Annotated in this window: 13 protein-coding genes; 11 read left to right on the top strand and 2 right to left on the bottom strand. The window is 67.8% G+C overall.

What is annotated here, in order from left to right:
- The first annotated feature begins 1 nt into the window (after position 1).
- The 3 genes from OG982_RS27180 to OG982_RS27170 all read left to right on the top strand — a co-directional run bounded on the left by OG982_RS27180 (position 2) and on the right by OG982_RS27170 (position 4,426).
- A complete protein-coding gene (locus OG982_RS27180; protein WP_266949521.1) occupies positions 2 to 1,399 on the top strand; it encodes an SWF or SNF family helicase in 1,398 nt (465 codons plus the stop codon).
- Positions 1,400 to 1,506: 107 nt separating this feature from the next.
- Entirely contained in the window at positions 1,507 to 2,847 is a 1,341-nt protein-coding gene (locus OG982_RS27175) for a GAF domain-containing protein (RefSeq protein ID WP_266949520.1), read from the top strand.
- A gap of 55 nt (positions 2,848 to 2,902) precedes the next feature.
- Positions 2,903 to 4,426, top strand: a complete 1,524-nt coding sequence (locus OG982_RS27170; RefSeq protein WP_266949519.1) for an aldehyde dehydrogenase family protein — start codon at positions 2,903 to 2,905, stop codon at positions 4,424 to 4,426.
- 160 nt (positions 4,427 to 4,586) lie between these two features.
- Here OG982_RS27170 and OG982_RS27165 read toward each other — a convergent pair whose 3' ends face one another.
- Both OG982_RS27165 and OG982_RS27160 read right to left on the bottom strand, forming a co-directional pair.
- Positions 4,587 to 5,981: an integrase gene (locus OG982_RS27165; RefSeq protein WP_266949517.1), complete on the bottom strand. Its 1,395-nt coding sequence runs from the start codon at positions 5,979 to 5,981 to the stop codon at positions 4,587 to 4,589.
- A complete protein-coding gene (locus tag OG982_RS27160) occupies positions 5,972 to 6,169 on the bottom strand; it encodes an AlpA family transcriptional regulator (RefSeq protein WP_266949515.1) in 198 nt (65 codons plus the stop codon). Before OG982_RS27160 ends, OG982_RS27165 begins: the two co-directional genes overlap by 10 nt.
- 1,394 nt (positions 6,170 to 7,563) lie before the next feature.
- On the opposite strand from OG982_RS27160, the gene OG982_RS27155 reads away from it, so the two are divergent.
- From OG982_RS27155 to OG982_RS27120, 8 genes are all read left to right on the top strand, one after another.
- A complete protein-coding gene (locus OG982_RS27155) occupies positions 7,564 to 9,132 on the top strand; it encodes a TIGR02677 family protein (protein ID WP_266949514.1) in 1,569 nt (522 codons plus the stop codon).
- The gene (locus tag OG982_RS27150; protein WP_266949512.1) at positions 9,132 to 10,553 is read left to right on the top strand and encodes a DUF2398 family protein; all 1,422 of its coding nucleotides are present in this window, start codon (positions 9,132 to 9,134) and stop codon (positions 10,551 to 10,553) included. The genes OG982_RS27155 and OG982_RS27150 overlap by 1 nt, the downstream gene beginning before the upstream one ends.
- On the top strand, positions 10,550 to 12,283 hold the full coding sequence (locus OG982_RS27145) for a hypothetical protein (protein WP_266949510.1): 1,734 nt from the start codon (positions 10,550 to 10,552) through the stop codon (positions 12,281 to 12,283). The genes OG982_RS27150 and OG982_RS27145 overlap by 4 nt, the downstream gene beginning before the upstream one ends.
- 115 nt (positions 12,284 to 12,398) lie before the next feature.
- Entirely contained in the window at positions 12,399 to 14,858 is a 2,460-nt protein-coding gene (locus tag OG982_RS27140; RefSeq protein ID WP_266949509.1) for an SbcC/MukB-like Walker B domain-containing protein, read from the top strand.
- Positions 14,855 to 16,153 (top strand): TIGR02679 family protein, encoded by a 1,299-nt coding sequence (locus OG982_RS27135; protein WP_266949507.1) that lies wholly within the window; start codon positions 14,855 to 14,857, stop codon positions 16,151 to 16,153. Before OG982_RS27140 ends, OG982_RS27135 begins: the two co-directional genes overlap by 4 nt.
- A gap of 79 nt (positions 16,154 to 16,232) precedes the next feature.
- The gene (locus tag OG982_RS27130) at positions 16,233 to 17,300 is read left to right on the top strand and encodes a serine/threonine-protein kinase (RefSeq protein WP_266949505.1); all 1,068 of its coding nucleotides are present in this window, start codon (positions 16,233 to 16,235) and stop codon (positions 17,298 to 17,300) included.
- A gap of 76 nt (positions 17,301 to 17,376) precedes the next feature.
- Complete coding sequence (locus OG982_RS27125) at positions 17,377 to 20,313, top strand: DEAD/DEAH box helicase (RefSeq protein WP_266949503.1); 2,937 nt, start codon at positions 17,377 to 17,379, stop codon at positions 20,311 to 20,313.
- Positions 20,310 to 25,226 (top strand): type II restriction endonuclease subunit M, encoded by a 4,917-nt coding sequence (locus OG982_RS27120; protein ID WP_266949502.1) that lies wholly within the window; start codon positions 20,310 to 20,312, stop codon positions 25,224 to 25,226. The genes OG982_RS27125 and OG982_RS27120 overlap by 4 nt, the downstream gene beginning before the upstream one ends.
- Positions 25,227 to 25,230 lie beyond the last annotated feature (4 nt).

Below are 25,230 nucleotides of genomic sequence, written 5' to 3'. Positions count from 1 at the left end.
GATGGACCGCGACCGCATGAACCGCATGGACCGGAGCGACCGGAGCGAGAAGACCTTCCCGGCCTTGCCGCCCGCCCCCGGCCGGGGATTCGCCGACACCTGGTGGGGCCATGCCTGGCTGCGCGCGCTGGAGGACAGCGCGCTCGACGGCCGGCAGGTCAAGCAGGGCCGCCGGTACGCCCGCGCGGGCGTGGTCGGCGCGGTCTCGGTGCGGCCGGGACGGCTGACGGCGGTGGTGCGCGGCCCGGACGGGACGGCGCACCGCACCGATGTGCTGGTGCAGGAGTTCACCGAAGCGGAATGGGACCGGCTGCTGGGGCTGGCGGCCTCCGAGGCGGGCCACATCGCGGCGCTGCTGGACCGGGAGGTGCCGCCGGAGCTGGCCGAGGACGCGGCGGCGGCCGGGGTGGAACTGCTGCCCGGAATAGGGGATCTGGACCCGCGCTGCGACTGCGGGGAGTGGGACCACTGCTCGCACACGGCGGCGCTCTGCTACCAGGTGGCGCGGCTGCTGGACCGGGACCCGTTCGTGCTGTTGCTGCTGCGCGGGCGCGGGGAGCGGGAGCTGGTGGACGAACTGGAGCGACGCAACTCGGCCGAAGCGGAAGGGCAAGGGCAAGGCCTGGGCCAGGGGCAAGGGGGCTCCCTTCGCCCCCTCGCCGACGCAGGCGTTCCGGCCGCCGAGGCGTTCGCCGCCGGGCGCGCCCTGCCGCCGCTGCCCGCGCCGGCGATCCTGCCGGACGGGCCGGGGCAGCCGCCGACGCTGGACACGGAGTCCGAACCGGAACTCGACGTGGACGCGGTGGAGTTCCTCGCGCAGGCGGCGGCGTCCGAGGCGTACCGGCGGTTGGCGCGGGCGCTGTCTCCGGGGCACGCCGACCGCCCGCCGCGGCCCCCGCTGACCGCTGCCGAAGATGCCGTACGACTGGCAGCCGAGGCCTGTGACGTCCGGGTCCGTTCCCGCCTGGCCGCGTCTGGCGACAGGGACCGGGCCGCGCTGGACCTGGCCGTACGGGCCTGGGGCTTCGGCGGGGCCCCGGCCCTCGCGGTGCTGGAGGACGACTGGACGCCGGACCGCGCCACCCTGGCCCGCGCCCGCGCGGCCCTCGCCACGGCCTGGTCGGACGCGACCGACCCCGCAGCCACCGACCCCACCGACCCCGAACCCACCGGACCCCGAACCACCGACCCCGCAGCCACCGCCGCCGACCCGGCCCCGCCGCTGCGCCGGGTCCGCGCCCGCTGGACGGTCGCGGGCACGGACCGCCAGCTCCGGCTGGGCCGGGAGGGCCGCTGGTGGCCGTACCGCCGCGAGGCCGGCCGGTGGCTCCCGGCGGGCCCGGGCGCCCCGGACCCGGCGTCGGCGCTGGCGGAGCCGGACCCGGCCAACGGCACCTGACGCCCTGACGGGGTTTCGCCGCGCTCTGGCCGACGTACCGCTTGCCGGGACCCGTACCCGGCACGACGATGGGGCGCTCCGGTACCGCGGCACCACGGGAGGGTGACATGGTCGATCCGTCGTTGGCGCTGCCGGGCGGGGCGGATCCCGCCGAGCGCACGCGCGAACTGCGGCGGGCGCACGCGGCGTTCACGCGGGACGGGCTGGTCGAGGCACCGGTCCGGGCGGTGATCGCGAAGTCCTGGCGGCGCTGCGCCCGGGCCCGGGTCAGCCCGGAGTGCGCGCCCCGGGTGGATCGGGCGGAGCCGGAGCTGCGGGAGTACCGGGAGCAGCATCCGCTGGCCCGGGTGATGCCGGTGTTCCGGGAGCTGGTCGGGGCGTTCGCGGCGAGCGGGGCGCACCTGCTGGCGGTGTGCGACGCGCGGGGCAGCCTGCTCTGGGTCGAGGGCGAACCGGCGACGCTGCGGCGGGCGGACCGGCTCGGCTTCGTGCCGGGCGCGCGCTGGGCGGAGACGGCTATGGGAACCAACGCGCCCGGTACGGCGGTCGCGCTCGGACAGCCCGTACAGGTCTTCGGGGCGGAGCACTTCAGCCGCCGGGTGCATCCGTGGACCTGCGCGGCGGCCCCGGTCCGCGATCCCCGGACCGGCGGGGTGCTCGGCGCGGTGGACATCACCGGCGGCGACGGCCTGGCCCACCCCCACTCGCTCGCCTTCGTCCAGGCGGTGGCGCGGGCGGCCGAAGCCCAGCTGGCCCTGCTCGACCCGGCCCCGGCGGCGGCCCGCGACACCCTGACCGTGCTCGGCCGCGACGAGGCGCTGCTGGTGGTCGGGGGCCGGGAGATCGCGCTCGGGCGGCGGCACAGCGAGATCATGGTGCTGCTCGCGCACCATCCGGAGGGGCTGTCGGGCGAGGAGCTGGCGATCGCCCTGTACGAGGACGAGTCGGTCTGCCCGGTGACGCTGCGGGCTGAGATCTCGCGGCTGCGCGGGCTGCTGGGCGGGCGGCACCTGCTCTCCCGCCCGTACCGGACCGCCGCCCCGCTGGAGGCGGACTTCACCGCCGTGACCCGGCACCTGGCGGCGGGCGCCGTCTCGGCCGCGCTGAACCGCTACCCGGGGCCGCTGCTGCCCGCGTCGACGGCGCCCGGGATCGCCCGGCTGCGCCGCCGGATCGAGGACCAGGCGCGAGCCGCCGTGATCGCCCGGGCGGACGCGGGGCTGCTGAGCGACTGGGTGTGCGGCCCGTGGGGCGCGGACGACCCGGAGGTGTGGCGGGCCCTGGCCGCCGCGCTCCCGCCGGAGGCGCGATCGGCCGCGCTGGCGCGCGTACGCTCCCTGGACCTCGAACTCGGCACGCCCACACCCACGCCCACACCCACGCCCAAACCGGCGCCCGCACCCACGCCCAGGCGACGTGCAACGTCCCCGCAACCTGCCTGCTCCTAGCCTCCTGGCGAGCGCTGTCCGACGGCGGCCGGCGCCCGCCACCTGGGAGGACACCATGACCCGTTACGCCGCGCCCGGTACCGAGGGCTCGCTGATGACGTACGCGTCCCGGTACGGCCACTTCATCGGCGGTGAGTACGTCGAGCCCGCCCGGGGCCAGTACTTCGCCAACCCCTCCCCGGTCAACGGGCAGACCTTCACCGAGGTCGCGCGCGGCACGGCCGAGGACGTGGAGCGGGCGCTGGACGCGGCGCACGCCGCCGCGCCCGCCTGGGGACGTACCTCGGCCGCCGAGCGGTCGTCCGTCCTCCTGCGGATCGCGGACCGGATGGAGCAGAACCTCGAAGCCCTGGCAGTCGCCGAGACCTGGGAGAACGGCAAGCCGGTCCGCGAGACCCTCGCCGCCGACATGCCGCTCGCGATCGACCAGTTCCGCTACTTCGCGGGCGCCCTGCGCGCGCAGGAGGGCGCGCTGAGCCAGATCGACGACGACACGGTCGCCTACCACTTCCACGAGCCGCTGGGTGTGGTCGCCCAGATCATCCCGTGGAACTTCCCGATCCTGATGGCGGTGTGGAAGCTTGCGCCGGCCCTGGCGGCGGGCAACACGGTGGTGCTCAAGCCGGCCGAGCAGACCCCGGCGTCGGTGCACTACTGGCTGAGTCTGGTGGCGGACCTGCTGCCGCCGGGCGTGGTGAACGTCGTCAACGGCTTCGGCGAGGAGGCAGGCAAGCCGCTGGCCTCCAGCCCGCGCGTGGCGAAGGTCGCCTTCACCGGCGAGACCTCCACCGGGCGGCTGATCATGCAGTACGCGGCGGAGCACCTGAAGCCGGTCACCCTCGAGCTCGGCGGCAAGAGCCCCAACCTCTTCTTCGACGACATCTGGACCACCGACGACGACCTGCGCGACAAGGCCCTGGAGGGCTTCACGATGTTCGCCCTGAACCAGGGCGAGGTCTGCACCAGCCCGTCGCGCGCCCTGATCGAGCGGGGCCGTTACGGCGACTTCCTCGACGCGGCGGTCGCGCGCACCGAACTGATCGTGCCCGGGCACCCGTTGGACACGGACACGATGATCGGGGCACAGGCCTCCGAGGAGCAGCTCAAGAAGGTGCTGTCGTACGTGGAGATAGGCCAGCAGGAGGGCGCGAAGATCCTGACGGGCGGCCAGAAGCAGGACCTGGGCGGCGAGCTGGCCGGCGGCTTCTACGTCCAGCCGACCATCTTCGAGGGCGACAACCGCATGCGGATCTTCCAGGAGGAGATCTTCGGCCCGGTCGTGTCGGTGACGTCCTTCCAGGACTTCGACGACGCCGTCCGCATCGCCAACGACACGGCGTACGGCCTGGGCGCCGGCGTCTGGACCCGCGACATCAACACCGCCTACCGCGCGGGCCGCGCGATCCAAGCGGGCCGCGTCTGGACGAACTGCTACCACGCCTACCCGGCCCACGCCGCCTTCGGCGGTTACAAGCAGTCGGGCATCGGCCGCGAGACCCACAAGATGATGCTGGAGCACTACCAGCAGACGAAGAATCTCCTGGTCTCGTACTCCCCGAAGCGGCTCGGCTTCTTCTAGGAGCACGAGAAACGGCACCTGACCTGGGCTTTTGCCCGTCAGGCGCCGTCGACTCGACCCGCTCGAAGCGGTTCTAGATTTACACCGTTACTCCCAGTTCCTCCCACCCGTATCCCGATCCTGACCGACTCTTCCGGACCAGTCACGGACCAAACTGACCTCACCGCGCAGGCATGCCGCCCTGGTTGACGCGGTTCCACTCGTCCATGGACTGCTCGATCAGACGGTTCGCCTGCTCCTGCACGCCGTCGAGGAATTTCGCGTAGTACTTGAACAGCACATGGATGCTGTGACCGGCACGCCGTGCGCACTCCGCGGGGTCAACGCCGGAGTGGAGCCAGAACGAGATCCCAGCATGCCGGAGGTCGTATGGCCGTTTGGCCAGACCGGCGGCAAGCTCGGTGCGCGTGAGCACGTACTCCCTAGCCCGCGACCATGTTGTTCCGTAGGCCGCCGCCTCAACGTAATTGCCCGCCTGATTCCGGAACAACCTGCCGTCCGGGGCAACGCCGAAGCGCTCGATGTGCGTACGAAGCATGCTCACGAACTGCGGCGGAATGGGTACAGGCCGGGTCGCCGTTGCGGCACGACGCTTGAGCGAATGGACTTCGTAGACCTCACCGTCGTCCGTCCACTCCTTGCCAGCGGTGACCACGCCACCGGTCAGGTTGAGCAACCCCCACCCCGCCTCGGGGAGGTGGCACTGTTCGAGCCGAAGGTGGATCACCTCTGCCGGCCGCATGGCTGCGTAGTACATACAGCCGAAGAACGCCTCCAAATGAGGGCCCCGGCCCGGTTGCTGCGCCACCCCTGACAGCAAGCGACCGATCTGAAGTGGATTCGGCACGGAAGCTGGGTCTACTTCGTCCTCCACCGAGGGGGCGGTCCACTTGATCCCCGCAAGGGGATTGTCCACGAAGTAGCCATTCTCCACCGCCATGTTCAGCACCTCACTGAAGGCAGATCTCTTACGGCGCGCAGTCTTGGCGGCAGCAGGCTTGCCGTCCAGCTTGAGACACAAAGCGTCCAATGCACGACGCACAACGACCGCCTCGGCGAGTGAACCAATAGGCAGAGAGTTTCGCTTGATCCAGTCCAGCGCTTTCCGCCACTCCTCGGACGGCTCCTGACCCCATGCGTTCTTGTTGAACGCATGGGAGTAAAGCGCCCTCCGGAGCACCCGTGGCTCCGGGTAGGAAGCGCCCGGCCGGACCAAGGATGGCGTGACGGTAGCAAGTGCATCGGCAATGGTGCGGCGCGTGTTCCCTGGCGTTCGAGCCCACCGCTGGTCAAGGTACTCGTGGGCGAGGTCGTACCATGTAGTCCGCTGCTTCTGCGCTCGCAGCTCCGACGTCGGCAGCCCGCTCGCCTCGTCAAAGGCTTCACCTTCCCGAGCCGCTGTCATCAGCTTCGACCGCCGACTCTCAGCAAGGCCGAAAGTCATGAAGGACTCAGATTTTTCGAGTCCACTTACCGTCCACCGCACCATGAACGGCTTTCGCCGTCCAGGACGCTCACGTATCTCCCAGAAGCGGACGTTGTAACTCAGCGCCAATTGTCAGAATCCCTTTCGCACGCCTCCCACCAGGCATCCAGATCGGCACGACGGCACCTAAGTTCACCATTCGGAAGCTTGACCATGTGGGGCGCCATCCCCCGCGAGCGCAGGCGATAGAACGCCGACGGACTCATGCGTATTTCTGCCAGAACTTCCGCTAGCTTCAAAGCGGGCGGACGCGCCATTTCTTCCCTCTCATTGCGGTGCCGAGCATGACTGATTCGACAGGGGACGCCGTCTCTTAATGGAGGCGCAGCCCCCAGCCACCAACCCTCTCGGCGAAGAACCATTGCGTTCGCTTCACTCCACCGCCAAGTACAGCGACGCGAACACCAGCAATGGTCCGGACGATCCCCGGTTTCGGAAACCGGGGATCGTCGGCTATATATCCCCCAGCAGCTCCGGGCCCGTCAGCCGAGGAACCAGGGGCCGGGCCGAGTTATGCCGTCGCCCTTCGACTCCACGAACCCCTCCTTGGCAAGCCGTTCAGTGCTGCCGACGATCACACGAGGCCCGCTCACAAGGCTGCATGCAGCTCTGCTCGCATGGCGATCCGGTGCGTTACCGACAGACGCCGGGACGCACTCGTCACGGCCCATGTCCCACAGCGTCTTGGCCGGCCATACTCCTTGGGGTACTGGGGGCGTTAGGCAGTTCGCGTACGCCCCTCTGATCAGGGGTGTTGTAGGTTGACATGCCCCCACGAGATGTTCCAGTTGTTTCAAGGGGCTTGCTGTCTGCCGTGAGCGATCGAGCCCTGACAGCTCGGCACCCGGGATCCCCAGGGCCTCCACCACGACGTCTGACGCGCCGTCCGCTGACGCGGCCCCGCCGCCTCACCATGGGCCAGTTGAACCGTTCGTGTGCACCTGCGGGCGGACCTTCGCAGCCTCTCCAGGACCTAGCTGGATCAGGACCATCGGCTGGCCGCGGCAGTAGGCCTGGTGCACATGTGGAAGCCTTCGCCCTGCCACAGCCAAATTCGGAGAGTGTCGTCGTTGCAGGGCCGTCCCTGGACCGGTTGGTGGGAGGCGGATACCGAGGCTAGGTTGCCGTGTCCACCCTCCGCCGCCAGGGCCATCTCACCTCATCTACCCACTACCCATGTGGAGCTCAAGGACGGGACGGGGGGTGCGCTCGTTCCGAGTCCGGCTCGCGCTGGACTGCGACCGTGCACCTCGGCGTGCACAGACCAACCGGGGCAATGAAGCGCAATTACCTCAACCACTCGGGCCGGCCGCCGCCCGGCCTTCAGGGGGAGTCACGCTCCGTTTCCTGAACCTATGCCAGTGCGGCGACAGGCCGGGCCCGCACGTGGGTCCGGAATCGGCGCAGGCGGCGTCAAAGGCCCCACCCTGTTACGGCCGATGGTCAGGCGTGACGGTCGCCACCCAGCCCCCGAGGGGCGGCGGCACGCATGCGCCGGCGAGGACCCGTCTTCACGAAGTGTGCGGCACAGGTATCACTCCCGAGAGCGCTGAAGAGGGGTGGAGGCGGCTCCTTCTCCCAACTGCGGGGCGATTGTCAGTGGCGTCTGTCAGGGTATGCGCAATGTGTGGCGGGACGAGGGGCGGTATAGGTGTTCCAGCGTGGTGACTCTGGAGTCTCCGAGTTATTCGATCTTGATTCATTGACGGTGGGCGACCGCCTGCGACTGTTCAACTTTACTCAGCGTGATGAGCATGTGGCGTATTTGTGGGTACTGCGGGCCATGAACGTGCTGCGGGGCGTACACCAGTTGCAGGTCCATCCCGACGACGTGGCGAACGCACTGAAGGAGCTCGCGACAGCGCACGTCGAGGTGCCGTCCGCCGCGGACTTGAACCTGCGGGCCATGCTCGACAACCTCTCCTCGGACAACGAGCAGGTCCTCTACCGGGTGGAGGACCCGTTGCGGTGCGGCAATCTGGCCGCGTACCGCAACCGGCAGTCGGTCTACCAGTTCACGGAGATCGGGTACCGCGTCTATTGCGCGGTGGAGGAGGTGATCGGCTCCCGGGTGCAGGACGCGAACCTGTCGCGGCTGGTCTTCGCCGACATCCTGGCTGACTTCAAGGCGCTGGCGATGGCGAACCGGGAGGGAGACCGGGATGAGGTGCATCGCAAGCTCGCCCGTCTCGACAGTGTGCTGCAGGACATGACGCAGCGGGCGGCACGTTTCTATCTGACGCTGAACGATGTGGCGCGTACGACGGATGTCTCTCCGGAGACGTTCCTGCGCTACAAGCACGCGCTGCTGGCGCACATGAGCGACTTCACGGCGGAGCTGGAGCGTTACGCGCCCCGGCTGGCGGAGGCTGTGTACGAGGTGGAGGACAGTGGGGTGGAGACCCTGCTGGAGCGGGCCGCTGCCGTGGATGAGCGGCCGATGATGCGGCCGGCCGCGCGGCTTGAGGATTGGCGTCGGCGCTGGATGGGGCTGCGCCAGTGGTTCTTGGCCGATGGCACTGGGGACACCAGGGCCGCGCAGTTGCAGGGGGCGACGCGTTCGGCCATCTCGGGAGTCATTGCTCTGCTGCGGCAGGTGACGGAGTCGCGTCGGGGTGGGGTGAGCCGGACTACCCAGTTGCGGCATCTCGCTGCCTGGGCGGCGGGTGCGCCGGATGAACAGGCAGCGAACGCCCTGGTGTCGGCTGCCTTCGACCTGCGCTCGGTACGGCATCTGTCGGGTGCGCATGACGATGACGACCAGATCTCTCCGCGGGCGACGTGGTGGGATGCCCCCGGGGTGGAGGTCAGCATCAGCCTGTTCCGGCATGGCAAGCGGCCGGCACCGGGCGGCCCGCAGCCGGTCCGTACCCTTCGTGGCGCTCATGCCCGGTTGCGCGAGCAGCAGCTGGCGAATCGGGCTGCGGACCGGGAGGCGGCCACGGATCTCCTGGAGCATGGGGCCCATGATCGGGTGCTGAACGCGGCGGAGACCCGTGCCGTGCTCAAGCTGCTGACCCGTGCCCTTCAGGCCCGGACGGTCGTCGTGGGCCGGCTGCGTTCAGGTACTGGCAGCAGCGACGTCCTGACGCTCCGCCTGGTTCCGAACGAGCGTGGCAGCCGGCTTCGGACCGAGACCGGCACGTTGCACCTGCCTGGCTTCACCTTGGAGATCAAGCCTCATGGTGCGATGCGCCGCCGCCGAACGGAGACGTCCTGATGGCCGCCCACCGCGTAGCCGCCTCCGTGGAGACTGCCGACCTGGGCTCCTACCAGCAAGCGGCCCGGCTCATGCTGCTGCACGGTTTCGTCACCGAGAGCTACCCGCGGGCCAAGGCGCTCGCGCTGGTGCTGCAGTGGGCCGACGAACTGGGCAAGGATTTCCGGGACTTGTTCGGCTACTCCTTGCAGACCAGTGCCCGTCACGCACGGCTGCTGCGGCGGCTGGATGGCTTCGATGACAGCCAGGCGTTTCTCACGGTGAAGAGCAAGAGGCCGTTCGACCGGCGGCGACTGGCCTACCTCTGTCTGGTCCTGGCGTGTCTGCATCGGTCACGGGTCGAGATCAACCTCGCCGATCTGGTCAAGCTCCTTGCGCCGTCCGCCAACGCGATCGAGCACCTGGGCTTCGATGCGACCGCACCGGGCCACAAGGATGCGGTCGTGGATGTGATGGACTGGCTTGTCGACCGGGGTGCGCTGCGGATCTCCGATGGCTCGATGGAGGACTGGGCCCGTGACCACGACCGCGGGGACGCACTGTTCGACATCGACCACAACACCTGCGCGGCGCTCTTCCGGCCGAGCAAGCCCCTGCAGCACCTTGCCAGCGCCGCTGGGCTGCTGGACACACCGACGGCCGGCACCGGCCGGGACCCCCGTCGGCGGCTCGCTGCCCAGCGAGCCCGTCGGCTGCTGATCGAGTACCCGGTGGTCTACTTCGGCGACACCGACACGGAGACAGCGGCAGCGCTGCGCCAGCCCACCCTTGCCGAGGACCTCACACGGCTGACCGGGTTGCCTGTCGAGCGCCGGGCTGAGGGGGTCATGCTCGTCGACACCACAGGCCACTTCACCGACAAGCGGTTCCCCGGCCGCGGCGGAGCGGTCAACCGCACCGCCGGGCTGATCCTCGCGAAGGTCGCGGATCTGCGGGAAGACCCGGATCGGGCGAGCAGCTTGCGGTACCTGCTGCCGCCCGACCCGGGGGAGGAACACGCCGACCTGCTGAGCCGCATCGACATGGCCCTCCCCCAGGTCGGCACGCTCGAAGCCCTGGCCCACGACCTCCACACGGACACCGGCCACGACACGGACGATACCGATCCGGCCGCCCCGGAGCAGGAGAGGCAGGCGAGCCTGCCTTTCGTGGAACACAGCTCCCTGGAGCAGATGATCACCGAACTCTATGAAGAGTTCGGCCCTTCCTCCTTCACCAATAAGTGGCAGGCCGATCCCGGCGGGCTGCTCGCAGAGGCGGTCGCGCTCTTGGCGGACCTGCGCCTTGTCCACATCGTGCCCGGCGGGGTCCTGGTTCGGCCCGCGGCCGGCCGCTACCGCAACATCACCGCCGTCCTGCCCCGCCCCGCGCATGACGGCCAGTTCGCTCTCGACTTCCCCCTTGAGGAAACCTCTCGATGACTCTCATCCCCCACTCCCGCACCGCTGACCAATCGGAGGTTCGCTTCAAGCCCACGCGCGCCGGGGTCATCGGCCTGTGGGACTACACCGACGAGGAGTTCGTCTTCGCCGACGGCCGCCTGGTCCTGCGAGGACACAACGGCTCCGGCAAGACCAAGGCCCTTGAGGTTCTGTTCCCGTTGGTCCTGGACGGTGTCCTCGACGCTCGGCGCCTTGATCCGTTCAGCGGCGAGGAGCGGACCATGAAGTCGAACCTCCTCTACAAGGGGCAGGAGTCCGCATACGGCTACGTATGGATGGAGTTCGCCCGTACCGGACCCGACGGCGAGGCCCTCGAAGCCGTAACCGTGGGGCTCGGCATGCGGGTGACCAAGCCCATGTCCACACCGGCACGCTTCTTCTTCGTCACCGACGGCCGAGTCGGCATCGACTTCGGCCTGCTGGACGCCGCCTCACGCCCGCTGCGGGAGAACGCCCTCAAGACGCTGCTGGGCGAAGGAGCCACCTACGCCACGGCGGAGGCGTACCGCGAGGCTGTCGACGAGCGACTGTTCGGACTGGGCCGCGAGCGCTACAACCAGCTGGTCAACCTGCTGCTCCAGCTGCGGCGCCCACTGCTGGCCAAAGACCTCGACCCGGTCAAGGTGTCCGACACCCTCACCGCCGGACTGCGTCCCGTCGATGATGCCCTGGTCCTGCAGGCTGCCCGCGACTTCGAGAACCTCGCCGAGATCCAAGCGCTCCTCAACGCCCTCACGGGGGCCGATGCCGCAGTCCGGGACTTCCTTCGTGAATACACCAGTTACCTGCGCGCCCATGCCCGTGACCGTGTCGACCACGTCACCGGGCGCATCCAGGACACGGCCGCCCAGTGCGAGACGCTCCTGGAAGCGGCGGGCGGCCACCGCACCGCCGAGCGGCAGCTGACTACCTCACAGCAGGAGCGGGATACTGCCGAACGCCGGTGCAACGAGATCGGCGCTCGCCTGGCCGAGTACCAGAACCACGACGCCATCAAGAAGCAGGACGGGCTCAAGGAACTGCGCGAGCGCGTACGCACCGAGCGCATGGGCATCGCCGACAGCGAACGCCACCTCAACCGGGCCCAGGAGAACCTGGCAGCCCTCAAGCAGGAGGCGGAACGCGCCCTCCAGCGGCACGATGACCTGCGCCGGACGGCCTCCCGCCACACCCACACCCTCATGGACACGGCACGCCGCTGTGGCATCCTCCACGACGACGACGCGCTGGATCTCGGCGCTGCACTGGATTCCCAGGTCGCCGGTCGGGTCGCCGCCCGTCGCAGCGAACTGGAGGACGTACGCGCCCATCTCACCGATGCCGACGCCGCCGCGAAGGATCAGGAGCGCGAGCAAGAGCATTGCGACGCGGCGAGCGGCGAACTGACCCAGGCCGAGCGGCAGTCCGCCGCAGCAGCCGCGAAGCTCGACCTCGCTCGCACCACGGCCGGCCAGGAGCTGGACGCGTTCGCCAGCCGCTGGAGCGGTAGCGACGACACCGCGGTCTTGCTCTCTGCGGACGGTGACGTGCTGCGCGCGGCCATCGGTGCTGTGGGGGAAGCCGAGGTGGCCCCGCTGCCGGAGGTCTTCCATTCCCTCACCGACCAGCGCCCTGACCCGCGTAGAGACCCTGAAGCGGCAGCACGGCGACACCGCGGACACTCTGCGAGCCAGGCGGGACGAGCGCGACACCGTCGCGGCGGAGGGTGATGACGCGCCGCCGCCCAGTGACCTGCGCCCGGCCAGCCGCGATAAGCGGCCCGGCGCTCCGCTGTGGCAGCTCGTGCGGTTCGCTGATCACGTCCCCGACGACCAAGCAGCCGCAGTGGAGGGCGCACTGTACGCGGCCGGCCTGCTCACCGCCTGGCTACACCCCGACCCTGCGCTGACCGACCAGGCACTGCACGACAAGGTCGCCGACGCCTTCCTCCGCCCGCTGCCTCCCGTACAGCGGCCCACCGGCCGCACCCTGGCCGATGTACTGATCGTCGAAGACCAGGAGCACGTCAGCTCTGCTGCCGTCCAGGCTGTCCTGGCATCCATCGCCGTAACCGACTGCGCTCCGGCAGCGGACGAGGCGCTGTCTGCTCCCTCGGTGACCACAGGTTCGCACTTCCGCCTCGGCATGCAGGCCGGTGCGCATCCCAAGGCCCGGCCGGAGTACATCGGAGCCACCGCACGGGCCGCCCGCCGGCGCGAACGGCTGCGCCTGCTCGACGAATCCATCGCTGCCCTGGAAGCTCAACTCGCCGACATCGGGGAGCAACAACGGTACGCGGATGAAGCCTTCGACGACTTCGACCGCGCCAGGCGTGAGCTCCCGCGCACCCAGGCGATCACCGAAGCGGTAAGCGAAGTGGCAGTGGTGGCGGAGAAGGTCGCCGGAGCCCGCCGCCGCCTTACCGAAACAGGCAAGCGACTCGACGGAGCGATCGCCCGGGCCCATGAGAAGAACCGGCAGCTTCGGCATGCCGCCACGGCCGCTCGTCTGCCCACTCGTCGTGAAGAACTGGACAATGTTGCCCAGGCCATCGACGACTTCGCCGACGCCGGCACGGCGCTCTCCACCTGCCGTCAGCAGGCCGAGGCTGCCGAGCGCGACATCTCCAGCCGCAAGGAAATCATCGAAGCCCAGACCGAGTCCTGCACGGACCAGGCCGAAGCGCTGCAAGCACGCAAGGACGAGTTCTCGGTTCAGGACGAACGCCTGCGCACCCAGGAGGCGACGCTCGAAGCACCCCTGCAGAAGATCCTGCAGCAGATCGCGGAATCCCAGGAGCAGCTCGCCGATGCACGGAAGTCCTTCGACCGTGCAAAGAAGGACGCCGAAGAACAGCGAGACCGGCTTCTGAAAGCCGCCCATGCCCTGGAGTTCGGCCGTACAGCACTGGCCACGGCCGTATCCGAGCAGGTGCGCACCACCCTCACCCTTGAGCCGTATGCCCGGCCCGACCTGCTGGGCCTGCTCGATGCAACCGCGGACACCGCCTGGCTGCCGCACGACATGTGGCCGAGTTCCGAACAGGCAGTCCAGGCACTCATGGACAGCCTCACTTCGGCCGATACCACCCTCACGGGCATGGAGGCCGCCAAGACCGTCGTCCCCAAAACCGTCGCCTCCCTGATCAGCGCGCTCGACGAGGCGACCCGCGGTCGCGCGATCACCGCGAGCCTCCTGAAGACCGTCACGACCAAGATCTCCAGCGCCATCACCACGCTGGAGACGGCCCTGGTGGAATCCGATCAGGGCTACCTCTTTGAGTGGGAGCCGGTCGGCGACATCATCCTGGCCCGAGTCACCGACAGCGAAGGACCGGCACCGGTAGCGGACTTCGCGCGACGCCTGGCCGAACAGCTCGCCGATCAGAGCGTGCTGCTGGAAGACAAGGAACGCACCGTCCTGGAAGACGGACTCCTGACCGGGCTGGCCCAGCAGATCCACGACCGCACCATCGCCGCCCGCGACCTGGTCAAGAGCATGGACGCCGACACGCGATCCAGGCCGATGTCCTCCGGTACCACGGTGGGCATCAACTGGGTCGTCTCCGACGCGCTTACCGACTCCCAGCAGACCGTCAACAGGCTTCTCGACAAAGACGCCTCCGGTCTCGGCCCCGTCGGCCTGGCCGAACTGCGATCCCACCTGCGCAACCAGATCCGAGCCAAAGCCGCTGCCGACGCGAAGAAGACTTACCAGCAAGTGATCACAGAGGTTCTGGACTACCGCGCCTGGCGCAAGTTCGAGCTGCGCCTGTTCCGGCCGGGCGGAAGTGAAGAGGAAAGGAGGAAGGGGGAACTCCTCACCAAGGCCAAGCACAGCGTGATGTCCGGCGGTGAGAAGTCCGCCTCCATCCACCTGCCACTCTTCGCAGCCGCCCACGCCCAGTACAGCTCCGCGTACCACACCTGCCCGCGGCTGATCGCCCTGGACGAGGCATTCGCCGGGATCGACGAGGAGTACCGTCCCGATCTTCTTGCCCTTACCGCCAAGTTCGACCTCGACCTCTTCATGACCGGCCATGACCTCTGGATCACCTACCCCGGTGTGCCGCAGATCTCGCACTACGACATGAAGCACGACGAGGCATCCCACACCGTCTCTGCCATGCTGCTCGTCTGGGACGGCGAACAGATCCTCGATGACCTTGAATACCCCGGATCCCACGATCTGGCCGCTGAACTCCTCGGCTTCACCCCCCGCCGCCACGTCCCTGCGCAGGCAGGACTGCTCGCCGACCTCTCCGACGAGGAGTCGGCGAACGACGACGCCGAGGAATCAGAATGACCACGTCAGCAGAGGCATACGAGCGCTACCGCGGCCCCGAGTTCCGCCGCCTCCTGGCCGCTGCCCGGCGCTCTCTCGAACGCAATAGCGGCGAGATCACAGGCTCCATCAGCCTGACCAACCCGACCACGGCCGAACGCAACGTCGTCGTCGGCATCACCGGCGCCTACCGCTCGGCTGATGTCCGCCGCCTCACCATCCCCCTCGCGGCATTGGAGGAGAGCGTACGCAACGTCACGGGCGGGTCGCTCCGAGGTGTCCTGGAACGGATCGGCCCCGAACTGCGCTTCCGCGCTGATGAGAGGACCACGCTCGATCAGGCCCGGCAGGAGCTCCGTGCCGAGGCCGAGACCAGCCCGCTGCACACCGCCCACCCCTGGTACCGGCAATGGCTGGCCACCCTTGCGTCCGACGGCACGATCACCGGGCTGATCAACAAGAACGACACCTACATCCTCAGCCAGGCCATCCACGTACTGGAGTACCTCCACAGCAGGCCCAGCGACTCGCCTCCGGTCATGCTGCCCGCCTTGGCCGACGCCACCACTGGAGACACCAAGGCCCTCAACCCCGGCCGCGGCTCTCTGCCCACTCTGGTCCTGCGAGCGCTTGCCACAGCACGCGGAATCCCACTCGGATCAGGAGCTGAGGCTCGTCGCGAGCTGTGGGATACCTTCGACGTCATCGTCGATGACCTCGCCAGCCGCGTCCTCGTCCTCAACCTCCCCGCGACCGGCCAAGGACTGGGCCAGTGGCTCACCGACGCCGCCCGCTCCGGTACCCCCTTCCACATCACCCTCCATCAGCTCATCACCCTGCCCATTGCCGTAAACCTGCCGACGGTCTACGTCTGCGAGAACCCGGCCGTCCTCCGCCGCGCCGCCGGCGAACTCGGCGCGAGCAGTCCGCCGCTGATCTGCGCCGAGGGCCGCCCTTCCACCGCCTTCCATCGACTCGCTCGGCTGATCACCGACGCCGATGGCACCCTGCACTACCACGGAGACTTCGACTGGCCCGGCATCGAAATGACAAATCAGCTCCGCGCCCGCTACCAGGCCCGGCCCTGGCGAATGAGCGCCGCAGACTACCTCAGCGGGGTTCACTCCGACAGCGATCACGTCCAGCTGGGAGGCAAGCCTCAAGGCACCCCCTGGGACCCAGAACTCGCCAAGGTCATGGAAAGGGAGAACCGCGCCGTCTACGAGGAAGCGGTCACCGATGCGCTCCTGGCCGAATGGTCCTCTGGGGTTACGGAGAAGATCCAACAAGGCACAAGAAGTAGCCCGTACCACTGATAATCTCAACGTTGTTGACGTGTGACGCATCGCGTCCGGCGCATTACGCCTTCGCCTGCCGGGCACGGAACGGGGGGCGATGGTGTACGAGCCGCTGCGGGAGAAGGACCCCCGAGAGATCGCGGGCTTCCGGCTGACCCGGCGTCTCGGCCAGGGCGCGATGGGCGTTGTCTACCTCGGCTATCGCAGCACCCGCCCGGTGGCGATCAAGGTCATCAAACCGGCGCTGGCAGACCAGCCGTACTTCCGGCAGCGGTTCGCCCAGGAGCTGGAGGCGATCCGGCGCGTCGGCGGATTTCACACCGCGGCACTCGTGGCCGCCGACCCAGACGCGGAGCAGCCCTGGATCGCCACCGAGTACGTCCACGCGCCCTCGCTGGAAGGGCTGCTGAACCAGCACGGCGCTGTGAGTGAGCTTGGGGCGTGGTGGCTGGCCGCGAGCTTGTCCGATGCGCTGATTCACATCCACTCCGTCCGGCTCCTCCACCGCGACCTGAAGCCCAGCAATGTGCTGGTCACCACGCAGGGCACTCGCGTGATCGACTTCGGCGTGTGCCATGTCGGTGGGGCGACGGGGCTCACCTCCGGCGACGCGCCGGTCGGCACGCTCGTGTACATGGCGCCGGAACAAGCCATGGACTCACGCAAGGCGAGCGAGGCCGCCGACGTTTACAGCCTGGGCGCGACGCTGGTACATGCGGCGACCGGGCACCCCCCGTTTTACGCCGATATGCCGGTGCAGCGGATACTGGACGTCCCGCCCGATCTGTCGGGGTTGCCCGAGAGTCTGCGAGAGCTGATTGTCGGTGCCCTGTCCTACGCTCCGGAGGCCAGGCCTACCGCCCACAGTGTGCTGGAGGCGGCCATGGACCGACTGCTGGAGCACGCAGTGCCAGTCAGTGGTCCGCTGTACCCGCCACTGCCCGCATCCTTTCTCAAGGACGTCCTGCAGGTTGAAGGGGCACCTCCGGTGCCGCCGGTTCCTCCCGAGCCGGCGCCGGCTCGGGAGGAACCGGCCGCACCGGAGGTGGGAGGCGGGGCATCGGCTGAGCCTGCCCCCGCAGGCGCGTCCAGTGGTGGGGGCGCTCCGTGGGCGGACCGTTGGCGTGGAAAGATCCGCGACCGGCGGTCCGACTTCGGCGGCTGACTCTGCCCGGCGCAGAGCGGGACAGGCAGTAAAGCAACAATGAGGCAGTTCAACAGTGATCGAAGGAGTCGGCCCAGTGACCAGCGCCGCAGGCACAGCCAAATTCGCCGCGGGAATGCAGGTCCGTGCACGGGATGAGGACTGGTTGGTGGTCGAGGTCTCCGAGACCTCGCACGACGGCACGCGCCTGGACGTCCGCGGCATCTCCCCGCTCGTACGCGACCAGCGGGCTGTCTTCTTCGCCCACGAATCCCTGGACCGGGTCACGCCGCTGCGGCCCGAGGACACCGACCTCGTCGTCGACGACTCCCCGGAGTGCCGCCGTTCCCGGCTGTTCATCGACGCGCTGATCCGCAAGACCCCCCTTCCGCTCTCCGAGCAGCGACTCGCCACGGTCGGCACGCACCTCGCCGATGACCTGGCCTACCAGCGCGAGCCTGCCAGGGCGGCACTGCGTGGCCTGCGGCCGAGGCTACTCATCGCCGACGCGGTCGGGCTGGGCAAGACCCTAGAGGTTGGGCTGCTGCTGTCGGAGCTCATCCGCCGGGGCAGAGGCGAGCGCATCCTCGTCGTCACGCCCAAGCACATCCTGGAGCAGTTCCAGCACGAGCTGTGGACGCGTTTCGCGATCCCCCTCGTACGCCTGGACTCGACCGGCATCGCACGCATCCGGCAGAACATCCCGGCCGGCCGCAACCCCTTCTCGTACTACAAGCGCGCGATCATCTCCATCGACACCCTGCGCTCCGACCGCTGGCGCAACCACCTCATGCAGGTCACCTGGGATGCCGTCGTCATCGACGAGTCCCACAAGCTGATCAACCCCGGGACCAAGAACAACCGGCTCGCAAGCCTGCTCGCTCCGAGGACTGACGCGCTGGTCCTAGCCAGCGCCACACCCCACAACGGTCAGCGAGAGTCATTCGGTGAGCTGCTGAGCCTGCTCGACCCGACCGCCATCCCGGACACCAGCGACTACGACGAGACCCAGCTCGACCATCTGTACGTCCGCCGACACAAGACGTCCCCAGACGTCTCGGCGGAGATCGGTCACAAGTGGGCCACGCGCGAGAAGCCGGAAGCCTTCGACTGTGTCGCGAGCACTGCGGAACAGAAGATCTTTGAGGAGCTGTACGACGTCTGGATCAGCCCAGGGGAAGGCCGGACGGCCCCGGTAACCGGCAAGGGTGCCCGGCTCTTCCCCTATACGCTCCTCAAAGCCTTCCTCTCCTCACACGAGGCATTGGCCGAGACGGTCAAGAACCGGATCGCACTCATCGACAAGGACGCCGAGGACCACCCGGGACAGGGGGAGAAGCGAGCCGCAGAACGCTCGGCGCTGACACAGCTCGGCGAGCTTGCTGCCGAGGCAAAGGTGCATGATGCGGCCAAGTTCCGCCGCCTCGTGGACGAGCTGAAGGACATGGGAGTCGGGCCGGACTCCGGCAAGCGCGTTGTCATCTTCTCCGAGCGCCGGGCCACATTGCGGATGCTCCATGACGCTCTGCCCGGGGCGCTGGGCTTCGAGGCTAGCGAGGAAGTAGGACGCGGTGCGATCCGCCAGCTGCATGGCGGGCGGCCCGACGACGAGCAGCAAAGGACCGTGAAGGACTTCGGGCTGGCGGACAGCGACCTGCGCATCCTGCTCACGGGTGACATCGCGTCTGAGGGCGTCAACCTGCATCGCCAGTGCCACCAGATGATCCACTACGACCTGCCCTGGTCGCTGATCACCATCGAGCAGCGCAACGGTCGTATCGACCGCTACGGCCAGCAGACCTCCCCAGAAGTCCGCGCGTTGCTGCTGATTCGCCAGGACGAGGACCCCGACGTGCCCTCCGCGGACCGACTGGTCTCCCGGCGGCTGCTGGATCGCGAGGACGAGGTCCACCGCACCCTCGGTGAGGCCGCCTCCATCCTTGGACTGCGCGACGAAGAGGCAGAGGAGAACGTAATCAAGGCGGGACTGGCCGACGGAAAGACGCTCGACGAGATCGTTCCCGCACAGCCGGTCGACCCCTTCAACCTGTTCATGGCCCACCACACCGTCGACGGGTCCGGGGCGCACTACCGCGTACCGCAGCTGTTCGCCTCGACACGGGCCTTCGTCGAGGACGCCCTCGACGAGGTCTACGGCAACCCCGAGCAGAAGATCGGGAAGGCATGGGACACCGACTACCCGGAGATGCTCTCCTTCGCCCCGGACCGCGAACTGCAGCGCCGCCTCCTCGTCCTCCCGCAGAGCTACCTGGACGAGCGCGGCGTACTCGACAAACTCAGGGTCACATTCGATGCCGGGTTCGCTCAGCAGCGCCTGGACCGCGCACGTGAGCGCAGCGGCGAACGAACGAAGGGCACGATCACGAAGCAGGCGCGACGCGAGACCTCCGGTTGGCCGGACGTCAGCTACCTCACCGACCAGCACCCGGTGGTTGAGTGGCTTACCGACAAGGTCTTGGTCCGCCTCACCCGCAACGCCGCGCCTGTCATCACGGCCAACGTCCCCGGGCCGGTGTTCCTGATGCAGGGGATGTACTCCAACGCCAAGGGCCATCCGACCGTCCTCGCCTGGTCCTGCGTGACCGGGCTGGAGCACGGCAAGCCCGTGTTCAACGACGATCTGGTCGGCGTCCTGGAGCGCGCCGGCGTGAAGCCGAAGATGCTCAACCGGCCGTTCGCCGGGGACATCGTTGCCCTGCGTGCCCTCGTGCCACGCGCTGTTGAAGCCACTCGGCAGCACCTGCTCGAGCTACGTAGCAGCCAGGAAGAACCGCTCATCGAGCAATTGGATGAGTACGAAAAGCGCCTGTCGGCTTGGCGCAAGGCGAGCCAGTCGACGTTCGAGCAGCTCACTCTCGGCGTCCGGCGCGAGCACGAGGAACAGCGGGTTGAGACCACCGCCATAGAGGTCGAGCAGCTCATCGAACAGCTCGCCACCCAGGGCGACTCGATGATCCGCGTGATCGGGGTCCTCGCCCCGGCCGCTGTAACCGGTGAACAGAAGGGTGCGTGACCACCGTGGCATTCGAAGCGATCATCAACCGCGGTGAGTATATTTCCGCGCACTACCTCGCCGAGCTTTTTGCCAAGGACCTCGCCGACCTGCGCAAGCGCTGGACGGCAGCAGACCGGGCCGGAAAGCCCACATCCCGTTCGGGCATGAGGAACCTGGGCCGTGACTACTTCAAGGCCAAGGTCCGCATCACCGAGAAGGACGACTTCGGCGGATCCGAGCTGCGCACGCTGAACGAAGCTCTGCTCTCAGCCCTCGCCTACATCCAGCGTGGAGAGGTGCCGCCGGAGCGCGAGGACGACAGTCACACCAAGATCCAGCGCGGCGCCTTCGAGATCATGCACAGCGACAAGCACCGCGAAGTTCCCGTCGCCCTCGCGGTGAAGGGGCCCGGGGGCGTCGAGCTGGTCGCGCTGGACGTCACCTGGACCACGGACGCCGAACTCGTCACCTCCGATATCGAAGATGGCGGCGCGGAGTTGCTTGCTCCCATCGCTCTCGACGGCAAGAACGAGATCACCAGCGCGGCGGACGCCGTCACCTTCCTCTTCGGGAGCGAGGAGGCGTACGCGCCAAGGTTTGTTCTGCTGCTCGCTGGCGGTGCCATGCTACTCGCCGACCGCACCGCGTGGCATGAGGGCCGATTCCTGGGCGTCAGCATCGACGCCGCCCTCGACCGCAACCTGGGCGCCGACGGCGGCGAACTGGAAGCCGTCTCGGCTCTGTTCGGTGCGGAATCACTGCTGACGGAGGGCGGGGCCGCCGGGTTCCTGGACAACCTCGTCGACAAGGGCCGCAAGCACGCCGTCGGGGTGTCCAAGGAGCTGCGGGCGGGCCTGCGGCAGTCCGTCGAACTGATCGCCCAGGAAATCCTGGACCGCATCCACGACCAGGACGCGGACCCCTCCGAACTCGGCGACAGCACCGAACTGGCCAACCGGCTCACCCAGGAGTCGCTGCGCTACCTGTACCGCGTCCTGTTCCTGCTGTACGCAGAAGCCCGACCGGAACTGGGCATCCTGCCCAGCAAGGACGACGCATACCAGGACGGCTACGGTCTCGGCCGACTCGGCGAGCTGGTCTCCTATGACCTCCCCGACGAAGCCCAGGACGGCTTCCACTTCCACCAGTCCCTCGACCTGCTTTTCCGTCTCGTCGACCAAGGGCACCGCGCACTGGAGGAGAAGCAGCCCAGCGACACCGGATTGGACGCGGACGGTATCCGCTTTGAGTCCCTGCGCAGCGACCTGTTCCACGGGAACGCCACGCCGCTGATCGGCTCGGTACGCATCGATGGCCAGCGCGTCGACACGCGACTGCGAAATAAGGTGCTATGGCGGGTATTGAACCGCCTCATGCTCAGCCACGGCGCCAGCAAGGGCTTCATCTCCTACGCCCAACTCGGCATCAACCAACTCGGCGCTGTGTACGAAGGGCTGATGTCGTATACCGGCTTCTTCGCCGCCGAGGATCTGTACGAGGTCGCCAAGCCGGATTCAGACGGACTGGCCGGCACGTGGGTCGTCCCTCAGCGCGAAGCCGACAACTACGACGACGAGGTTTTCGTCAAGCGACCCGACGAGATCACGGGCGTACCCAGGCGGGTCCAGCACAAGAAGGGCTCGTTCGTCTACCGCCTCTCGGGCCGGGAGCGTCAGCGGTCCGCCTCGTACTACACCCCTGAAGTGCTCACCCGCAGCACGGTCAAGCACGCCCTGGCCGAACTACTCGACCAGGACGGTGAGACGACGAAGGCTCGCGATATCCTGGACCTGCTCGTGTGCGAGCCGGCACTGGGCTCAGGAGCCTTTCTCAACGAGGCCATCAACCAGCTCTCGGCGGAGTACCTGCGCCGCCGCATGGCCGAGCTCTCCGTCGAGCGCGGCCAAGACGTCCAGCTGCCTCCAGACCAGTACGAGGCGGAGCTGCAGAAAGTCAAGGCGTACCTGGCCCTCCACAACTGCTATGGCGTGGACCTCAACCACACCGCCGTCGAGCTGGCCGAGGTGTCACTGTGGCTCAACGCGATGCATGAAGGGTTGAAGGCCCCCTGGTTCGGCCTCCACCTGCGCCGCGGCAACTCCCTCGTCGGTGCGCGCCGGGCAGTGTACGCGGCTGAGACGCTGAGGAAGAAAGCGTGGCTGACCACAGTGCCGGTCGATCGCCCGTTGAGGGAAGGCACAGAAGAAGGCGTCTTCAAGGAAGGCGAGGAGATCCATCACTTCCTGCTCCCAGCCAAGGGATGGGGAGCGGTCGCCGACTCAGACGAGGCGAAGGAGCTGGCCAAGGAAGACCGGGATCAGCTCGCCGAGTGGCGTAAGCAAGCCGCCTCCACCCCGAGCGTCGCCCAGAGCAAGCGGCTACTGGCCCTTGCCATTAGAGTCGAGCGTCTCTGGGAGCTGGCCAGGCGGCGACTCGTCGTCTCTGAGCGGGAGATTCGCCGCGACATCGCCGTTTGGGAGGTGGCGCCGGACCGGCCGCTGCCCCGATCCTCGGGAGCCGTTTCCCGGGAGCAGATCGAGGCAGCCCTCAAGGAACCCGGCGCACCGCTGGGCCGACTGAAGCTGGTGATGGACGCCTGGTGCGCCCTCTGGTTCTGGCCGGTGGGTCAGCACGACACGCCTGAGCCCCCAGACCTGGGCGAATGGCTGGACTTCTGCGAGGCCGTTCTTGGCGTGCCGCCGGCCAAGGCGAAGGCTGCCAAGGCAAAGGGTGTCAAGAAGGCCAGCTCCGCAGGACACGATGACCTCTTCGGCCTCTTCGGCGACACCGGCGACTTCGAACAACTTGCAGTAGACGACTCCAACGACCGGCTCATGAGTCAGTGCGCCGAGATGCCCGCGATCGCATTGCGCTTCCCGTGGCTCAGCGAAATCGACGCGATCAGCAGGCGGGAGGGATTCTTCCACTGGGAACTGGAGTTCGCCCACGTCTTCTCCCAGGGTGGCTTCGACTTGCAGGTGGGGAACCCTCCTTGGCTCAAGTCCGAATGGAAGGACGACCTGGCGGTCGCGGAGTACGACGCTTGGTTCGGTTTGGAGAAGCAAGCGTCCGCGGACACAAAGGCCGAACGGAGGGTGACGGCGCTGGCCAAGCGCAAATCTCTGCGAGCATACCTTGCCGACGTCTCCTCTTGGGTCGGCGGCGACTCGCACCTGGGCTCGGCAATCGAGCACCCGGTACTCGCAGGACTGCAGACCAATCTCTATTTGAATTTCATGGAACGGTCCTGGCGCAACCTGAGTCCTACCGGAACAGCGGCCTTGATCCATGAAGAGAACCATTTCTCCGTTCCAAAGGGCGGCGCCTTCCGGACCGCTACTTACTCCAGGCTCAGGCGACACTTCCAATACGGCAACAACATCTTGCTCTTCGAAGATGTCGACAACAACAAGTCCTTCGGGGTGAGCATCTATGGCCCGCCTCGCGAGATCGACTTCGTACAGATCGCACGCGTCGTGCATCCCTCCACAGTGGACGGTTCCTTCACGCATCACGGCGAAGGCCCCTTGCCCGGGATCCAATTCCCCGAGGGCGGCTGGGACCTGCGTCCCCACCGTGACCGAATCGTCCCGGTGAATCGCGAGGTCCTCGCCAGCTGGGCCGCTGTAATCGATGAGCGAGGAACCCCCGCTGAACAGGCTCGGGTGCTGCGCGCAGTGACGGTGGAGGACGACCGAGCGCTCCGGATCCTCGCAACGTTTCCCGAACGGCTCCACGACCACCAGCACTGGTGGTCCCGTGAACTAGACGAGAAGGGGGCGAAGGACAAGGGGATCATCGAGCGCCGCACTGCCGTACCCACCTCCTGGGACGAGGCTGTTCTACAGGGGCCTCACTTTTCGGTCGCTACCCCCTTTGCTAAGCAGCCCAACCCAGGTTGCAAATCCAACAAGGATTACACCGAATGGGACTTGGAAGAACTTCCCGAGACCCTAGTGCCGCGTACGAACTATGCACGGGCGTGCTCGGGCGAAGATTTCGCAACAGCACGTCGCGACTGGGATGGGGCCCCCTCGGGGGAGTTCTTTCGCGTCGCCTGGCGCAATATGGTGACTTCGAATAATGAGAGGTCACTGAAAGCGGCGATTATTCCTCCAGGGCCGACTCACGTGCACACGGTGCATACCCTCGCCTTGAGCTCGAATCGCGATACGGGAGTCGTGGCCGGTCTCTGGGGCTCGCTTGTCTTCGATTACTTGGTCAAAGTCTCAGGTGCTTCGAAGGTCAATATCGAGCTGGCCCGCAGCTTCCCAGCTCCTCTCTCCCACCCTCTCGCCACACCTCTCCTTGTGCGTGTCCTCCGCCTCAATTGCCTGACCCGCGACTACGCCCCCCTATGGGAGGAACTCCACGACCCGGCCTGGCTCAAGGACCGGTGGACCGATCCAGCATCCCCCCGCCCCGCGCTCCAGCAGGTCGGCGAGGCTTGGTCCATGGCCACCCCGCTGCGTACCGAGTACGACCGCCGGATGGCTCTGGTGGAGATCGACGCGCTCGCGGCAGTGATGGTGGGGCTCAGTGCGGAGCAGCTGTGTGCCATGTACCGCTCTCAGTTCGCAGTACTACGCAAGTACGAGTGGGAGGCGTTCTACGCAGCTGACGGGCACAAGATCGGGGCAGCCACCCACAACGTTGGCGTTCGGCAGACGCCCGAAGAGACAGCTGTCGTCAAGGCGTGGGTAAAGGCCGCACGTGCCGGCGACCCGACTCCCGAGGCTCCGGAGGGCTGGGTGAAGCCTGACCGCGAAGCCGAGATGACCCGGGCCCACGCGGACTTCACCGCGCGACTGCTTGCTGGCGAGTACGGAGACTACGCCGCGTACGCGGCCGAGCACCGAGATCACGGCAACCTCCTCGGCTCGGCTGAAGCCGACCGAGCTCTCGTCGATCTTCCGGCAGAAAGCAGGTAAGACG

Origin of the sequence: Streptomyces sp. NBC_01551 (genome assembly GCF_026339935.1) — a bacterium.
Classification (GTDB): Bacteria; Actinomycetota; Actinomycetes; order Streptomycetales; family Streptomycetaceae; genus Streptomyces.
Note: the sequence above shows the minus strand (reverse complement) of the source record. Positions and strands in the feature narration are given on the sequence as shown.

Bases quoted from the DNA above. Each gene is read 5' to 3' on its own strand.
- OG982_RS27180 (WP_266949521.1), top strand. From the start codon at position 2: ATGGACCGCGACCGCATGAACCGCATGGACCGGAGCGACCGGAGCGAG.
- OG982_RS27175 (WP_266949520.1), top strand. From the start codon at position 1,507: ATGGTCGATCCGTCGTTGGCGCTGCCGGGCGGGGCGGATCCCGCCGAG.
- OG982_RS27170 (WP_266949519.1), top strand. From the start codon at position 2,903: ATGACCCGTTACGCCGCGCCCGGTACCGAGGGCTCGCTGATGACGTAC.
- OG982_RS27160 (WP_266949515.1), bottom strand. From the start codon at position 6,169: ATGGCGCGTCCGCCCGCTTTGAAGCTAGCGGAAGTTCTGGCAGAAATA.
- OG982_RS27150 (WP_266949512.1), top strand. From the start codon at position 9,132: ATGGCCGCCCACCGCGTAGCCGCCTCCGTGGAGACTGCCGACCTGGGC.
- OG982_RS27145 (WP_266949510.1), top strand. From the start codon at position 10,550: ATGACTCTCATCCCCCACTCCCGCACCGCTGACCAATCGGAGGTTCGC.
- OG982_RS27135 (WP_266949507.1), top strand. From the start codon at position 14,855: ATGACCACGTCAGCAGAGGCATACGAGCGCTACCGCGGCCCCGAGTTC.
- OG982_RS27130 (WP_266949505.1), top strand. From the start codon at position 16,233: ATGGTGTACGAGCCGCTGCGGGAGAAGGACCCCCGAGAGATCGCGGGC.